Origin of the sequence: Comamonas suwonensis (genome assembly GCF_012844455.2) — a bacterium.
GTDB lineage: Bacteria > Pseudomonadota > Gammaproteobacteria > Burkholderiales > Burkholderiaceae_C > Comamonas > Comamonas suwonensis.
Window position 1 is genome coordinate 80,571 of sequence record NZ_JABBCQ020000017.1, and the last position, 15,967, is coordinate 96,537.

Consider the following 15,967-nt stretch of genomic DNA (forward strand, 5'->3'; position numbering starts at 1 on the left):
CTAAAAGGAGAGCGTCATGCCCATGTTTGTAGACCACTCGCCCCCGGGCGAGTGCATTTTCTGCAAGCTCGTCAAAGGAGAGATTCCTGCGGCCAAGGTCTATGAGGACGATCTGACCATCGCCTTCATGGACATTGGTCAGGCCACGCGCGGCCACGTGCTGGTGGCCAGCAAGCGCCACGCCGTCAATCTGCTGGAGCTGACGACTAAGGAAGCCGGCGCGGTGATGCAGACCGCCCAGCGCGTGGCGGCCGCAGTGAACAAGGCCTTCGACCCCGACGGCATCAATATCTTCCAGGCCAATGGCGCACCGGCGGGGCAGACGGTGTTTCACTTCCATCTGCATGTGCTGCCACGTTTTGAGGGCGATGGTCTTTCGGTCGTCTGGCAGCGCGAGGAGCCCGGCTTTGCCGTGCTGGGCCAGCTGGCCGAACAGATCAAGGCTCAGCTTTCCTGAATCTATTCACTATCAAAAAAAGAGCTGCCAGCGCTTGATGAATAAGCGCTGGCAGCTCTTTTGACGTTTAAACCACTGTTAGTGGGACTCAGCCGTCTTGATGGCATCCGCCACTTGCGATGGCGTCACATCACCCTTTTGCCGACCCCAGCGCACGCGCATGTAGTTGACCAGGTCGGCCATATCTTCATTGCTGAGCTGCTGGGCAAAGCCAGGCATGGCCTGCATGCGCTCCCCATGGGCCAGGTCGCGCTCGGGAAGACCTTCGCGGATCACACGCACCAGGTTCAGCGGCGTGGGGAACATGGCCGTGGTGTTGGTATCCAGGCGCAGCGACGAGTGCGGCTGGCCCTGGCCATCGACACCATGGCAGCCTGCGCACAGACCCACATAGACACGCTCTCCATTGGCCGACACCGGAGTTTGCGGTGCCTCGGCAGGCTGGGCTGCTGCAGGTTGTGGCTTCTCGCCCTGCATCAGATAGGCGGCCATGGCCTTGAGATCGCGCTCATCCAGGTGCGAGCTGGAATGTTCGAGCACCGGGAACATGCCCATGGTCATCACGCCCTGGGACGACAGGCCGGTGCGCAGAAACTGCACCAGGTCTTGCTCGCTCCAGCCACGCTCGGCCATGGCTTTGGGGCGCAAGTCAGGGGCATAAGCACCTTCGATCACATTGCCTGCCAGCGACTTTTGAGGTCCATGGCAAAGCTGGCCGTGCGCGGTGTGTGGCATTCGCCGCAGTGCCCCAGGGTGTTGACCAGATAGGCGCCACGCTCCAGATCGTTGTTCGCCTCGGGAGCGGGTTCACCAGCGGGGCGCTCCAGCGCATTCCACAAAGCCAGACCGGGACGGATGCTGAACGGGAAGTTCATCTCGGGCTGGCGATTGGCGACTTCCACCGCAGGCTGGGCCTGCAACCAGACCCACAGCGCATCGACGTCGGCACGCGTGATGTCGTGGTAACTGGCGTAAGGCATGGCAGGGTACAGGTTCTTGCGCCCCGGAGCCATACCGCGCGCCACGGTGCGATACAAATCATCAGCTGACCAGTTGCCGATGCCATGCTCCTTGGAGGGCGAGATGTTCGTACCGTACAGCGTGCCCATGGGCGTGACCATGGCCATGCCGCCTGCCAGTTCGGCACCCGTGGTGGGCGAGCTGTGGCAGGCCGCGCAGTCGGCGGCGCGGAACACCTGCAAACCGCGGTCAGACAGCTTCTGCTTTTGCTCGGGGCTGATGCTGGCCAGATCCACACTGGCCGGTGGCACACTGCCGCTGGAACTGCCAGCGATGTACATGCCGCCCAGCACCACCACGGCTGCTGCCGCAATGCCCGCCGCAATCTTGGTCAACTTGCTGCGTTGAGCTTTATCCATGACGGCTGACCTCCCGCGTGCGCTGGCCCGTCGTCAGGCCGGGCGTGGCCAGAATCAGGTCGCGCACGGCGTGGTAGTAACGCACATAGCCGGTGCAGCGGCAGATATGCTTGTCCAGTGCGGCTTCCACGGCCTCTTCCACCGCGTTGGCGGCCACAGGCTTGGTGCGCAGTTGCTCCATCAGCACGGTGGCCGAGTTCACAAAACCCGGCGTGCAATAGCCGCACTGGAACGAGAAATGCTCGAGGAAAGCCTGTTGCACGGCCGAGGCCACGGGCTGGCCCTTGTCATCGGTGCTGGCCGCGCCTTCGATGGTGCGAATGCTCTTGCCGTTGAGCCAGCTGACACCGGTCACGCAGGCGGGCACCGTGTGCGAGCCCTTGCCGGGCTCATCGACGATGACGGTACAGGCGCGGCACACGCCCTGGCCGCAGCCCAGACGGGTGCCGGTCAGGCCCTGATATTCCTGCAAAAACTCGATCATCATCAGGTCCTGCGGCAGATCGTGCGGACCGGTCTTCTGACCGTTGATGGTGGCGGAAAACTGGATACGTTGCTGCATCACAATGCCTTCTTGATTCGTTCCGCGCTCAGCGGCAATTGATAGAAACGCTTGCCGGTGGCATGGGCCACGGCATTGGCACAGGCAGCAACCACGGGAATCATCACCACTTCGGCCATGCCCTTGGGCGGATCGGTGCGTGAGACCGGGGGCAGCACATGGCCCTCGGCCGTCCACACCGCCAGCTCGCTGGCGCGCGGCAGGTGATAGCGGTTGAAGCTCCAAGTGCCATTGCCGGGACCGGTGGGCCCCAGTGGCAGCTCTTCGTACAATGCGTGACCGATGCCCATGGCCACACCGCCCTGCAGCTGACCCGAGACCAGCTCGGGCACGATTTGCGCACCGCATTCCAGCCAGGTCTTGTGACCCAGCAAGCTCACCTTGCCGGTGCCGGTAGATACAGCCAGCTCGACCAGGGTGGCGCAAGGTGCGTAATACACCGCTCCCGCCGCCAGGCGGTGCACGGGTGGATAACTGACCTTGACGCGCGGCTGGAAGGCGTAACCGGCGCTGTCCATGGCAGCTTTCTTCGCGGCATCGGCACCCTTGCCAAAACGCACGGACAGAGCGTCGATCTCGGCGCTGAAGCGCTGGCCGCCCAGCTCGAACTCGGCACTGGCCCAGGAGCGGCGGTTAAAGGTATGGACGCAGACGCCGGTGACCAAACCCAGCTCATGGGCACGTGCGGCCAGACGCTCGAAGCTCAAAGGCTCCATCGCTCCAGCGACCAGCTTGCCGTCCTTCCATTCGGCCTGATCCAGCGTGACAGGCATGCCCTGCAGCGGGCCACCAAACGGATTGCCCCAGATGGACAGCGCCGCAGGCCAGAGACCGTGGGCCAGCAGCAGCTTGGCCGCCTGGCGCGTGGTGTGGGTGAAGTAATAGGCCGAGTTGGAGGCCGAATTGGGCGAGGTAAAGCTGGGCACCCAGTACGGGTCCTGCGACTGGCGATCTTCATCGGCCTGGGGCGTGGAATTGGGCTGCTCCTGTGTGTGCACCGGCATCTCGGGCCATTTCTGGGCCGCAAACACCACATCATCGACAGGACGCCCCAGGAAGGGCTCGGCCACCAGCATCTGCGCGGTGCTGCTGCCGGTACCAATTTCCGGCGCAATATGCTTCATGGAAATCTTGCCTTCCGGCGAGATTTCGATCAATGCCAGCGCGGCTTCACCGGCAGTGCCAAAGCTCTTTTGCACCGAGGCAAAGCCCACGCCGTAGCGCATTCCGGGGTTGGCGGCTTCGTACTCGGCCTTGCGCTTGGCGCGGTTCGTCCACACCGGGTCTTTCGCCGCCAGTGCCAGAATTTCGCCAATACGCAGATGACCTGCAGGCACGGCCCCCTGGGTGTTGCGCAGACCTGTGCGCAGCATGTTCTTCTGGCGCAGCGCAATCGCATCCATGCCCAGCTGGTCGGCAATTTCGTCGACCAACATCTCGGTGGGTGCCATGGACTGCAAGGTGCCGTAGCCGCGCACCGACCCGGCCGTCACCTCGCTGCTGGGGTAGACCGCCACGGACAGATCGCTCTTGGGAAAGTAGTACACCGACTGCGAGGACGCTACGCCCAGTGTGCCCACCGAGGGGCTGAAATTCATGGTGCCGCCGCCGTCGCCGCGCATATCCACGGAGAACGCCTGAAACTGACCTGCAGCATCCACGGCAATCGTGGTCTTGAGATCAAACGGATGGCGCTTGAGCGCGAACTGAAAGTGCTGCCAGCGGTCCAGCGCCAGACGCACCGGGCGTCCTTCGGCATACAGCGCAGCCAATGCCACGTAGTACGGGAAGGAGTGGTGCTCCTTCTGCCCGTAGCCCACGGTAAAAGCGCTCAGGTAGTCCATCTCATGGAGCGCAAAGCGGCTGGCCTTGACCATGCCGACCATATGGCCCGCCGTGGCATAAGGCGCCTGGGTGGCACCGACCATATGCATCACGCCCTTGGCGCTCTCGTACCAGGCCAGACCGTTTTCCGGCTCCAGCGCCGCTGGCTCCATGGACTGGCTGTGATAGTCGCGTGAGAAGACTGTCACCCCTTCAGGAGGCTGCTTGAGCAGCTGCTGAATGTCAGCCGAGTACTGCATGGCCTTGCCGTGCTTGGGATGGTCCACGCCTGGCCACTGCACTTCGGGGCCGGTGAGCTGGGGGCGAACAATGCCGTCCGTCAGCGGCGCGTAGAGATCGGGCTCATCGTGCTTTTCTGCGCCCATGCGCACATAGCGCGCGGCCACATAAGGCTTGCGCTGGGGCGGCGTAGCCGCCGCACCATATTTGAAGATGCCTTCATTGAAGCGCAGCAGGCGCACGGCCTGGCGATAGCGCTCGTAGTCATGCCAGATACCCAGCGCCACGGGCTGGCCCAACATGGGCGAGACCTGGCCCTTCGGCAAAAAGTAGCTGCCGTAGAAGCCCGGCTCGGGCATACGCACACCATCGGCCTCGGCGCGCTCGGCATCCACCAGCACATCGGGTGCCAGTTCATTGCCCAGCACCGACAGGTCGAGCCCCTCATAGATCCGGTCGGCGCGCGGAATCATGATCAAGAGCGCGTAGGACTGCTGGGCAGGCCAGCCCGTCATGTCTCTGGCACGCAGATCGATGGCAAACAGCTTCTCCCCCGTCACCTTGGCCATGCCATCGCGCCGGTAGCGCAACTGGCCGCCTGCCAGCCAGCCACCATCTTGCCCTGCAGCAGGTTCGACCATGGCGGCAAGCGCTTGCTCCAGCGGGCGCACGCCGGCAATTACCCCCAGAGCGGCGGCAGCCTTCAAAAAGCTGCGCCGACTCACATCCGATTTGGGCACATTCGTTCTCCATTGAGCAAACCGCAGCGGCCGCGCTGCAGCGCCGTGGTTGCGATTGATTCATTCCTGCCACGCAACCCGCCCAAGAACAGTGCTTGCTGTTCAGTCCGCTGTGGTGGGCAGTCGGTGCTGCCACCTGGATGAACCCCAAATCGATTTGAAGATCATTTCAACAATCCCTTTTATAAGGAACAGGTTGCAAAGCAAATTACCCAAATCGATTTGGGCAAAGTAAAGTATACAAAACCTTTACGAATGCCGGCTGGGCCTCCTGAAATGACCACCAACGCTTGCAGGAGCCTGTCCAGCAGCAAGCCCGCACAGGCCTGATCAACCGTTTTTCCGAGAAACCTCATGGCCGCCCCATCCGCCCAACGCATCACCATTGCCGACGTGGCCCGAGAGGCCGGCGTTTCACGCACCACGGTTTCGCACGCACTCAACGGCCGCGGCCAGGTCGATCCCGCCACCCGCAGCAAGGTGGAGGACGTTGCACGCAGCCTGGGATACCGGCCCAACCGCCATGCCCAGCGCTTGCGCACTGGCGGCACCAGCATGATTGCGCTGCTGTCGTCCATGCCCTTTACCGTCTCGGGCGGGCCCTCACGCCTGGGCTTTTTCATGGAAGTGGCATCGGTCGCCGCCACCTCGGCGCTGGAGCGCGGCCTGGTCATGGCCCTGGTGCCCCCCCACAGACCCGATCAAAACTCGCTGAACCTGCTCGACATCGACGGCGCTTTGGTCATAGAGCCGCAGGCCGGCGACCCTCAGCTGGCAGCGCTGCTGGCTCAGGGCCTTCCCGTGGTCTCGATTGGCCGCCCCGGCGGCGACACCATCGACGTTCCCTATGTGGATCTGCTGTCCGGCCCTGCCACGCAAATGCTGCTGACCCATATGCTGGCGCAGGGCGCGCAGCGTATTGCACTGGTGGTTGGCGCTTCGGAACGCACCTCCTACAGCCAGGCCGAGCAAGCCTATGCCGCCATGGCAGCGGGCCACGGCATGCAGCCCGTGACGCTGCGCCTGGATGAAGCGCTGGGAGAGGATGGCGGCTATGCTGCGGCCCGTCAGTTGCTGACCGAGCACCCCGAACTGGATGCCATGCTGGTCATGGTCGATGCCTTTGCCGTGGGTGCAGCCCGCTATGCTCAGGAGGCAGGACGGCGCATTCCCGAAGACCTGATGCTGGCCACTCGCTATGACGGCCTGCGTGCACGCAGCTGCGAGCCACCGCTGACGGCGCTGGATCTGCATCTGGAAACCGTGGCGCAGCAGGCCGTGGACATGCTGTTCGAGCATCTGCGCGGCGACTTGACGCGGCGCACGGCAAGCAGCCCCCTGCCCAGTCTGGCGCTGCGCCGATCCACACAAAGAAAGCCCCGCTGAATCGCTTCAACGGGGCTTTGCAATGTTTCTCAGGCGCAAGAAGCTATCAAAATAATAGCTTCTTGCGCTTTCCAGTATTTGGCTTCAAGCCATTTTCATCCAGATTTTCAAGCCGCAGAAAATCGCGCAAAGGTCTGATCCAGTCGCGCTATCCATTCAGACTTCTGTGCATCGCTGGCAAAGCTGGCTTCCAGGCTATTGCGCGCCAGTTGGTAAGCCTCGTCTGCACCCATCCCTGTCGCGGCAAAGAGCTGGGTGTAGTTCTCGTTGACGTAGCCGCCAAAGTAGGCCGGGTCGTCCGAGTTGATCATCACCTTGAGGCCTGCTTTCAAGAGACGCGGCAAGTTGTGATCCGCCAGGTCTTTGACCACGCAGAGCTTGAGATTGGATAGCGGACAGACCGTGAGCGGAATCTGCTCCTTGACCAGTCGCACCATCAACTGCTCGTCTTTTTCAGACTGCACACCATGGTCGATACGCGCCACCTTCAACACATCCAGCGCGCCCCAGATATAGGCGGGCGGGCCCTCTTCACCGGCATGCGCGACGAGGCGCAGGCCCAGTTCCTTGCAGCGTGCAAACACGCGTTCGAACTTCTCGGGCGGGTTGCCCAGCTCGCTGCTGTCCAGCCCGACGCCGATAAAGCGGTCGCGCAGCGGCAGTGCCGCTTCCAGCGTCTGCAGAGCGCTTTCTTCGCTCAGGTGGCGCAAGAAGCTCAGAATCAACGTGGCCGAGACGCCTTGCTCAATCTGCGCATCGCGGCAGGCACGGTACAGGCCGTTGATGACGGTTTCCATGGCCACACCGCGTTCGGTATGGGTTTGGGGGTCGAAGAAGATTTCCGTGTGCACCACGTTGTCAGCCACGGCGCGGTTCAGGTAGGCGCGGGCCATGTCGTAGAAATCTTGCTCGTACAGCAGCACGCTGGCGCCAGCGTAGTAGATATCAAGAAAGCTCTGCAGATCGGTGAAGGCATAGGCGGCACGCAGCGCCTCCACGCTGTCATAGGCCAGCTTCACGTTGTTGCGCTGGGCCAGCGCAAAGATCAGCTCAGGCTCCAGCGAACCTTCGATATGCATGTGCAGCTCTGCCTTGGGCATGGCTTGCAGCAATTCGGGCAGGCGCGCAGTTTCGATAGGGGGCACGGAATGTTTCATCAGCAAACTCCGAAGGTGATGCCTTGAGACTTGAGGAAGCGGCGATAGGCCGAGGACATACGGTCAGCTGCCGAGTGCATTTCCGCACGCGGGTCCAGCGGCAGAGCCTTGGGCAGTTGCGATTCCAGCACGGGCTGGTCCTGCACAAAAATGGTGTGCTGGAAGGTTTGCAGCTGCTCGTCAGTCGATTCAAAGTCTGCCACAGCCAGGCGGAACCAGACACGGCTGATTTCCGGGGTCACGGGGCAGATGAACAGGCCGATCTGCTCGCGCCAGCCTTGCTTGGAGCTGCCTTCTTCAGGAATCTTGGTCAGCACTGCGGTGTAGGGAGCCGTCACCTCGTAGGTGTATTCGACTTCCGCCGGTTGTGTGGAGTGCAGGTTGGACTGGGGTTGCACGGCCTTGCAGCCGGTGGCGATAACGCCCGTATCCTTGGCCTCGACCTTGTAAGTCGCCATGGCCGTGGCATCGCGGCTGCCTAGCCAGCCCTCATGCACAAAGCCGAAGTGGGACATGTCGAGGAAATTCTCGATGATGCGCGGCGCGCTGGCAGCCACGTCGTAGGGGCCGCAGTTCACCTTGCGCAGATGTTCGTCGGACTCGGCAGCAAACACGGGCAGCTGGCTGTCGCTAGATTCCAGACGCACCCAGACCAGTCCATAGGCCTCCTGCACTTCAAAGGCCTTGACGCACTGCGATGCGGGGGGGGTGAAGTCAGGCACGGCAGGTACTTTGACGCACTGGCCGCCCGTAGCGAATTGCCAGCCGTGGTAAGGGCACTCCAGATTGCCGTTTTCGACGCGGCCCATGGACAGGCGCGCGCCGCGGTGCGGGCAGCGGTCCACAAAGGCCTGGACCTCACCTTCAGCATTGCGCCACAGCACCACAGGCTGCTCCAGCAGTTGAACGGGCAAGGGCGCACTCACTACTTCGGAAGATTGGGCAACAGGATGCCAGAGGGTACGTTCAGTCATGGGGTTACTCATCTTTATCAAAACAAAGGGCCGCTCTGCGGCGGCCCTGTCACAGCCTAAAAGGCTGGTTAACGGCGCTTACTTGGAGTCGCCACCGGGGACCTTCCCTTCCACGCCCTTGACGTAGAAGTTCACGCCCTTGAGGAAGGCATCGTCAGCCACTGCACCCGCAGCGACCAGTTCCTTGCCATCTTGGGCGGCGATCGGGCCCTTCCAGATATGGAATGTACCGTCCTTCAGTCCCTTCTTCACTTCCTCAACCTTTGCCTTGGCTTCAGCGGGGATGTCTTCCGCCATGGAAACGAGGTCGATCGCATCTTCCTTCACACCCCACCAGGACTGCTGGCTCTTCCAGGTGCCGTCCAGCACGGCGTTCGCGGTCTGGATGTAGTACTTGGAGGGATTGAAGATGGCCGATGCCAGGTGAGCCTTGGGGCCATAGGCTGTCATGTCCGAATCCCAGCCAAAGGCGCGCTTGCCCTTTTCTTCAGCGGTCTTGAGCACAGCGGGCGAGTCGGTGTTCTGGAACAGGATGTCGGCACCGCCGTTGATCAGGCTGGTGGCGGCTTCTGTTTCCTTGGGAGGAGCGAACCATTCGTTGACCCAGACCACCTTGGTCTTGATCTTGGGGTTCATGGACTGAGCGCCCAGCGTGAAGCTGTTGATGTTGCGCAGCACTTCGGGAATTGGCACCGAGCCCACCACGCCCAGCGTGTTGGACTTGGTCATAGCACCAGCGATCACGCCGGCCAGGTACGCACCTTCGTAGGTACGGAAGTCATAAGTGCTGGCATTGGCCGCCGTCTTGTAGCCGGTGGCGTGCTCCCACTTCACATCGGCAAATTCTGGGGCCAACTTCTGGATGGTGTCCATGTAGCCGAAGGTGGTGCCAAAAATCAGCTTGTTGCCTTGAGCCGCCATGTCGCGCAGCACACGCTCGGCGTCAGCGCCTTCAGGCACGCTTTCCACGTAGGAAGTCTTGATCTTGTCGCCCAGAGCGGCTTCCAGCGCCTTGCGGGCCTGATCATGTGCAAACGAATAACCACCATCTCCCACAGGGCCCACATAGGCGAAAGCGATTTTCAGTGCTTCGGGCGCTGCAGGAGCTGGGGCGGCAGCAGGCGCTGCGGCCGGTGCTGGCGCTTCTTCCTTTTTGCCGCAGCCCACGAGAGCTGCCGAAGCCACGGCTGTCAGGGCGGCGACCTTGATCAATGAACGCTTGTTGAAATCAGTCATTCGTCTTTCCTTGGATAAGTTGAGGTAGTTATTCAATGCGAACGCGATGCCAGACAGAACCCCATCGCGCCTTAATCAATATATGCATAAATTGAGCCAAGTTGCAGACAGGTATCTCTAAAACGACAGCGCAAAAACAAAGGCCCCGAAGGGCCTTGGACGGACGCCGCTCAGGCGTCCTGCAAACAGTGCTTACTTGGCACCAGGCACTTTGCCCTCGATACCGTTCACATAGAAGTTAATGCTGCGCAGCCAGGCATCATCGGCCACCTTGCCGGCTTCCAGCACTTCCTTGCCAGCGTTGTCCTTGACCGGACCTGTCCATACAGCAAACGTACCATCCTTCATGCCGGCCTTGGCCTTCTCGACCTTGTCCTTGATTTCCTGGGGCACGTCGTCAGCGATCTTCTTCAGATCGATCGCACCTTCCTTCACGCCCCACCAGAAGTTGCCGGTCTGCCACTTGCCGTCCAGCGTGTCCTGCACCACCTTGGTGTAGTAAGGAGTCCAGTCAATCACCGCCGAGCCCAGGTGAGCCTTGGGTGCGAAGCCGCTCATGTCGCCGTCCTTGCCGAAGGCGCGAGCACCGCGCTCTTCAGCCGTCTTCAGCACAGCGGGAGAGTTGGTGTTCTGGTACATCACGTCCACACCGCCGTTGATCAGGCTGTTGGCCGCTTCCGATTCCTTGGGCGGCGCAAACCATTCGTTCACCCAGACCACCTTGGCCTTGATGGAAGGATCAACACTCTGGGCACCCAGCACGAAGGAGTTGATGTTACGCACCACTTCCGGGATTGGCACCGATGCCACCACGCCCACCGTCTTGGTCATGGCACCCGCCACGATACCGGCTAGGTACGCACCTTCAAAAGTCTTGGTGTCATACACGGCTGCGTTGTCCGCAGTCTTGTAGCCAGTGGCATGCTCGAACTTCACGCCAGGGGTGTCGGCCGCGACCTTCTGCACAAAGTCCTGGTAGCCAAAGCTGGTGGCGAACACCAGCTTGTTGCCCTGACCGATCATGTCGCGCATCACACGCTCGGCGTCAGCGGACTCAGGCACGCTCTCAACCATGGAGGTCTCGATCTTGTCGCCAAACTTTTCCTGAATGGCCTTGCGACCCAGTTCGTGCTGGAAAGTCCAGCCGCCGTCGCCAATGGGGCTCACATACATGAAGCCGACCTTGAGCTTGTCTGCAACAGGAGCCGCAGCTTCTGGCGCAGCAGCGGGGGCTGCAGGAGCCTCTTCCTTCTTGCCGCAGGCTGTCAGAACTGCCATCGAAACAGCCGACAGGCCAATCATCTTGATCAGAGCGCGCTTACCCAGAATGTTCATTGTCATTGTCCTCATGTATTTTTAAAAAACGGATTGCACCACATCTGGGCGTCAAGCTCCAGGGTAGAAGGGTTTCCCCAGGGATGCAGGCATGTTGGCGCGAATCCAGGCGGGGTTGCGCGAGATCAGCACCAGCACCACGATGGTGGCCAGATAAGGCAGCATGGACAGAATCTGGCTCGGAATCTGCACGCCCGTGGCCTGCAGGTGGAACTGCAGCATGGTCACGCCACCAAACAGATAAGCACCCAGCAAAATACGGGCCGGGCGCCAGGTGGCAAAGGTGGTCAGCGCCAGCGCAATCCAGCCGCGGCCCGACACCATGTTTTCCACCCACAGCGGTGTGTAGACCACCGAAATATAGGCACCAGCCAAACCGCACATGGCACCGCCAAACATCACGGCCATCAGGCGAATGCGGCGCACGGGGTAGCCCAGTGCATGGGCCGACGAAGGCGACTCACCCACGGCGCGCAGCACCAGGCCAGCACGCGTGCGGTACAGAAACCAGACCATGACAGCAGCCAGAGCAATCGAGCCATACACCAGCGGGTGCAGGGTGAAAAGCGCAGGGCCCACCACGGGCAGATCAGCCAGACCGGGAATGGCAAACTTGGGCAGCTCCGGCAGCCTGGCCTGCACATAGCCCAGACCCACAAAGGCCGAGAAGCCTGCGCCAAACAGCGACAGCGCCAGACCGGTGGCGTACTGATTGGTGTTGAGCCAGATCACCAGCACACCAAAGATGCCAGCCAGCAACGCGCCAGCCAGCATCCCCGCGCCAAAGCCCACCCAGGTACTGCCAGAGTGAACCGTGGCGGCAAAGCCCGCAATGGCGGCGCAGAGCATCATGCCCTCAGCCCCCAGGTTGACGATGCCCGCTTTTTCGTTGATGAGCAGACCCAGAGCCGCCAGCGCCAGAACGGTGCCTGCGCTCAGCGTGGAGCCCAGAAGCAGTGCATAGGATTCCATGGGTCAGGCTCCCTTCACTGCAGAAATAGCGGTGCTGGCTTTTTGTGCCACCCAGCGAATGCGGTAAGCGACCAGCGTATCGCAGGCCAGCAGCGTGAACAGCAGCAGGCCTTGAAACACGCCTGTCAGCGCCTTGGGCAGGCCCAGACGCGACTGCGCCAGCTCACCACCGATATAGAACATGCTCATGAGAATGGCCGAGAAAATCATGCCCACAGGGTGCAGGCGACCCACAAAGGCAACGATGATGGCGGCAAAGCCGTAGCCAGCCGGAACATAGGGCGTGAGCTGACCCAGCGGGCCAGCCACTTCCAGCGCACCCGCCAGACCGGCGGTGGCGCCAGAGATCAGCAGCGCCGTCCACAATGCCTTGCGCGAGGAAAAGCCAGCGTAGCGTGCTGCAGCGGGAGCCAGACCGCCCACCTGCAGCGCAAAGCCAGCGCGAGTGCGAAACAGAAATGCCCACAGCAAACCGGCACCCACCAGCGAAATGATGACGCCGATGTTCATGCGCATGCCTTGCACCAGACGCGGGATCTGTGTCACACGCTCAAAGCTCTTGGTCTGCGGGAAGTTGTAACCCATGGGGTCCTTCCAGGGCCCATAGACCAGATAGCCCAGCACGAGCACGGCCACATAGACCAGCATCAGGCTGACCAGAATTTCGTTGGCGTTAAAGCGGTCACGCAGCAACGCCACAATGCCCGCCCAGACCATGCCGCCCAGCATGCCGGCAATCAAAATAGCGGGAACAATCCACGGCCCGGTGGTCTTGTCCGCAAGCAGCGCCATGCCACCTGCGGCCACGGCACCTATGACAAACTGGCCTTCGGCACCAATATTCCAGATATTGGAGCGAAAGCACACGGCCAGCCCCAGCGCAATCAACAGCAGCGGCGTGGCCTTCATGGCCAGCTCACCTAAAGCGTAGCCAGACTTGATGGGTTCCCAGAAAAAGGCTTGCAGGCCCTTCACCGGATCTTTGCCCAGTAGGGCAAAAAGGCACACACCAACCAGCACCGTAATCAGCAGCGCCAGAATGGGAGAGCCATAAGTCCAGAACCTGGAAGCCTGAGGTCGTTGTTCCAGCTTAAGCATGGGCGGCTCCCTGCGCTGCACCCGTGTTGTCCCACAGGCCACTCATCCATTCACCAATCTGCTGCACCGTGGCATCCGCTCTTTGCACCGAAGGGCTCAGACGCCCCTTGGCCACCACATGCAGGCGGTCACATATCTCAAACAACTCGTCTAACTCCTCACTGAGCACCAGCACCGCGCAGCCTTCATCGCGCAGCTTCAGAATGGCACCACGGATCTGCGCAGCAGCTCCCACATCCACCCCCCAGGTGGGCTGGGAGATGATGAGCAGACGCGGCTTGGCGTCAATTTCACGACCCACAATGAATTTCTGCAGGTTGCCGCCCGACAGGGACTGCGCTGGCGAGCCAGGGCCACCGGCTTTGACGTTGAAGCGCGCAATGATGTCTTTGGCCTGGACCTGCAGCTGGCTCATGCGAATCCAGCTGCCCTTGCCCAGTGCATCCTTGCGGGTCAGCAGCAGGTTGTGCGCCAGCCCCATGCTGGGCACGGCACCGCGCCCCAGACGCTCTTCAGGCACAAAATGCAACCCCATGCCACGGCGACGCCCGGGGCCCATGCGCCCCACGCCTTTGCCCAGCAGCTGCACCATTTCAGGCTCGGCACGCGTGTCTTCACCCGACAGCGCGTACATCAACTCTTTCTGACCGTTGCCAGACACACCGGCAATGCCAACCACTTCACCGGCCTTGACCTGCAGCGCAATGCCCTGCAGATCCACACCAAACGCTTCCTGCGTCTTGATGGACAAGCCCTGGACGAGCAACACGGTATCGCCGGTGTTGGGGCTGCGGTGCTCCAACTCTGGCGGCTCCGAGCCAATCATCATGCGCGACAGCGAGGCATTGGTTTCAAGGGCCGGGTTGCATTCTCCCGTCACCACGCCACCGCGCAGTACGGTACAGGCCGTGCACAGCGAGCGAATTTCATGCAGCTTGTGACTGATGTAGAGAATGGAGCAGCCTTCGGCGGCCAGCCGGCGCAGCACGACGAACAGCTTCTCGACGGCCTGAGGCGTGAGCACCGAGGTTGGCTCATCCAGAATCAGCACACGTGGGTTGGTCAGCAAAGCACGGATGATTTCCACGCGCTGCATCTCACCCACAGACAGGGTGTGCACAGGGCGATGCGCATCGACATCCAAGCCGTAGTCACGCGCCGTGGCTTCAACGCGCTCTATGACTTGGGCCAGAGGAATGCTCTTGTCCAGACCCAGCCAGACGTTCTCGGCCACGGTCAGCGTGTCAAACAGGCTGAAGTGCTGGAACACCATGGCAATGCCCAGCGCACGGGCTTCTTGCGGGTTACGGATCTGTACTGGCTTGCCGTCCACCAAAATGGTGCCTTCGTCAGGTTTGACGGCACCATAGATGATCTTCATCAGCGTGGACTTGCCAGCGCCGTTCTCGCCCAGGATGGCGTGGATCTCGCCGGGCTTGACTTTCAGCGATACCTTGCTGTTTGCAACAACAGCCGGGTATCGCTTGGTAATACCCTCCAACTGCAGGCGCGCAGGGGCATTCGCAGACGGGGATTGTGTTGGGGGGGGATTCATCGCTGGATTGTCTCTCAATTCAAATAACAAATTGACTCAAACAGGCTCTCTGCGCTGAACAGGAACGGGATACAAGCTATTGATTTCGCAGCGTTAGTGCCACATTTCTCACCACCTCTCGCAACCAGCGCGTGGCTGCGCCAGCATGCGAACGGGCATGCCAGAGCTGGTAATAGACCAATGGCGGAAACTCCACGGGGCACGGCAAGATGGCTAAAGGCAGGCGTTCGCTGAAGCGTTCACAGAACAGTCGGCCCGATGTCATCACAAGCAAGCTTGATGCCACCATGTCAGGTATCAGGCTGAAATGCGCGCAACGCGCAGCCACCTGGCGGCTCAGCCCCATGCCTGCCAACTGCTCGTCAATCACACCCTGAGCACCGGGATAAGCCGGGGTCGGCGCAATATGCTCGGCCTGCAGCCATTGCGCCACATCCCAGCCTCGACGCACGGCCGGGTGCTTGGGACTGACAAGGCAGACCACCTCATCCTCAAACAGCTTGGCCATGTGCAGCCCTTCGGGTGGCTGGGGCCAGTTGCCAATAACCACATCAATTTCACCATCGGCCAGCTGTCCTTCGTAATGGGCCTCGGCACTCAGCGGCAGAAAATCCACCGGGCAATGGGGCGCCTGGGACTTGATGGTTGACATCAGCCGGGGCAGAAACTGCGGGTCCAGATAATCGCTGGCGGCAATCCGGAAGGTCCGAGTAGAAGTCCGCGGGTCAAACTGGCGCGCGTCGCTGAACAGGCCTTCGGCGGCTCGAAGAATGTCAGCCGAAGGCTGCACCATGCCCAGGCCCACATCGGTAGGCTGCATCTGCGCGCCCGAGCGCACCAGTAAAGGGTCACCCGCCAGCTCACGCAAGCGGCGCAGTGACGCCGATACCGCTGGCTGATGCATGCCCAGACGCAAAGCCGCACGAGAGACACTGCGCTCGGTCAGCACCGTGTGCAGCACCCGGATCAGGTGCAGGTCTATCTTGTCAAACAAGGTCTGGTCACGCATGGGTCTTGGCTACCCGACCATTGGCTGGCTGGGCCTATTTTGT

14 protein-coding genes are annotated in these 15,967 nt (G+C 61.4%); 2 read left to right on the forward strand and 12 right to left on the reverse strand.

Going from position 1 to position 15,967, the window contains the following annotated elements; all coding sequences use genetic code 11:
• Positions 1–16: 16 nt before the first annotated feature.
• Positions 17–457, forward strand: coding sequence for an HIT family protein (locus tag HF327_RS17655; RefSeq protein WP_198461643.1), 441 nt, complete (start codon positions 17–19; stop codon positions 455–457).
• Positions 458–535: 78 nt separating this feature from the next.
• Here HF327_RS17655 and HF327_RS22170 read toward each other — a convergent pair whose 3' ends face one another.
• Genes HF327_RS22170 through HF327_RS17670 form a run of 4 tightly spaced genes read right to left on the reverse strand, consistent with a single transcriptional unit; the run spans position 536 to position 5,202 of the window.
• On the reverse strand, positions 536–1,132 hold the full coding sequence (locus HF327_RS22170; RefSeq protein WP_328701893.1) for a c-type cytochrome: 597 nt from the start codon (positions 1,130–1,132) through the stop codon (positions 536–538).
• Entirely contained in the window at positions 1,129–1,836 is a 708-nt protein-coding gene (locus HF327_RS22175; RefSeq protein WP_236024261.1) for a c-type cytochrome, read from the reverse strand. The genes HF327_RS22170 and HF327_RS22175 overlap by 4 nt, the downstream gene beginning before the upstream one ends.
• Complete coding sequence (locus tag HF327_RS17665; RefSeq protein ID WP_198461644.1) at positions 1,829–2,398, reverse strand: (2Fe-2S)-binding protein; 570 nt, start codon at positions 2,396–2,398, stop codon at positions 1,829–1,831. The genes HF327_RS22175 and HF327_RS17665 overlap by 8 nt, the downstream gene beginning before the upstream one ends.
• Positions 2,398–5,202 (reverse strand): xanthine dehydrogenase family protein molybdopterin-binding subunit, encoded by a 2,805-nt coding sequence (locus HF327_RS17670; RefSeq protein WP_198461645.1) that lies wholly within the window; start codon positions 5,200–5,202, stop codon positions 2,398–2,400. Before HF327_RS17670 ends, HF327_RS17665 begins: the two co-directional genes overlap by 1 nt.
• Positions 5,203–5,556: 354 nt before the next feature.
• Between HF327_RS17670 and HF327_RS17675 the strand changes: the two genes are divergently transcribed.
• Positions 5,557–6,588, forward strand: coding sequence for a LacI family DNA-binding transcriptional regulator (locus HF327_RS17675; protein WP_198461646.1), 1,032 nt, complete (start codon positions 5,557–5,559; stop codon positions 6,586–6,588).
• A 107-nt stretch (positions 6,589–6,695) separates the two neighbouring features.
• Here the strand turns inward: HF327_RS17675 and HF327_RS17680 are convergent, their stop codons facing one another.
• The 8 genes from HF327_RS17680 to HF327_RS17715 form a co-directional block, all read right to left on the reverse strand.
• Complete coding sequence (locus HF327_RS17680) at positions 6,696–7,745, reverse strand: adenosine deaminase (RefSeq protein ID WP_198461647.1); 1,050 nt, start codon at positions 7,743–7,745, stop codon at positions 6,696–6,698.
• On the reverse strand, positions 7,745–8,719 hold the full coding sequence (locus HF327_RS17685) for an aromatic ring-hydroxylating dioxygenase subunit alpha (protein WP_198461648.1): 975 nt from the start codon (positions 8,717–8,719) through the stop codon (positions 7,745–7,747). The genes HF327_RS17680 and HF327_RS17685 overlap by 1 nt, the downstream gene beginning before the upstream one ends.
• 78 nt (positions 8,720–8,797) lie before the next feature.
• Positions 8,798–9,955 carry a BMP family ABC transporter substrate-binding protein gene (locus tag HF327_RS17690; RefSeq protein ID WP_198461649.1) on the reverse strand — a complete coding sequence of 386 codons (1,158 nt, stop codon included), beginning with the start codon at positions 9,953–9,955 and terminating at the stop codon, positions 8,798–8,800.
• Between the two features lie 192 nt (positions 9,956–10,147).
• Entirely contained in the window at positions 10,148–11,290 is a 1,143-nt protein-coding gene (locus HF327_RS17695; RefSeq protein WP_198461676.1) for a BMP family ABC transporter substrate-binding protein, read from the reverse strand.
• 51 nt (positions 11,291–11,341) lie between these two features.
• Positions 11,342–12,262 (reverse strand): ABC transporter permease, encoded by a 921-nt coding sequence (locus tag HF327_RS17700; protein WP_198461650.1) that lies wholly within the window; start codon positions 12,260–12,262, stop codon positions 11,342–11,344.
• A 3-nt stretch (positions 12,263–12,265) separates the two neighbouring features.
• Entirely contained in the window at positions 12,266–13,360 is a 1,095-nt protein-coding gene (locus HF327_RS17705) for an ABC transporter permease (RefSeq protein ID WP_198461651.1), read from the reverse strand.
• Positions 13,353–14,915: an ABC transporter ATP-binding protein gene (locus HF327_RS17710; RefSeq protein ID WP_198461652.1), complete on the reverse strand. Its 1,563-nt coding sequence runs from the start codon at positions 14,913–14,915 to the stop codon at positions 13,353–13,355. Before HF327_RS17710 ends, HF327_RS17705 begins: the two co-directional genes overlap by 8 nt.
• A gap of 76 nt (positions 14,916–14,991) precedes the next feature.
• Complete coding sequence (locus tag HF327_RS17715; RefSeq protein WP_198461653.1) at positions 14,992–15,924, reverse strand: LysR family transcriptional regulator; 933 nt, start codon at positions 15,922–15,924, stop codon at positions 14,992–14,994.
• Between the last annotated feature and the right edge of the window lie 43 nt (positions 15,925–15,967).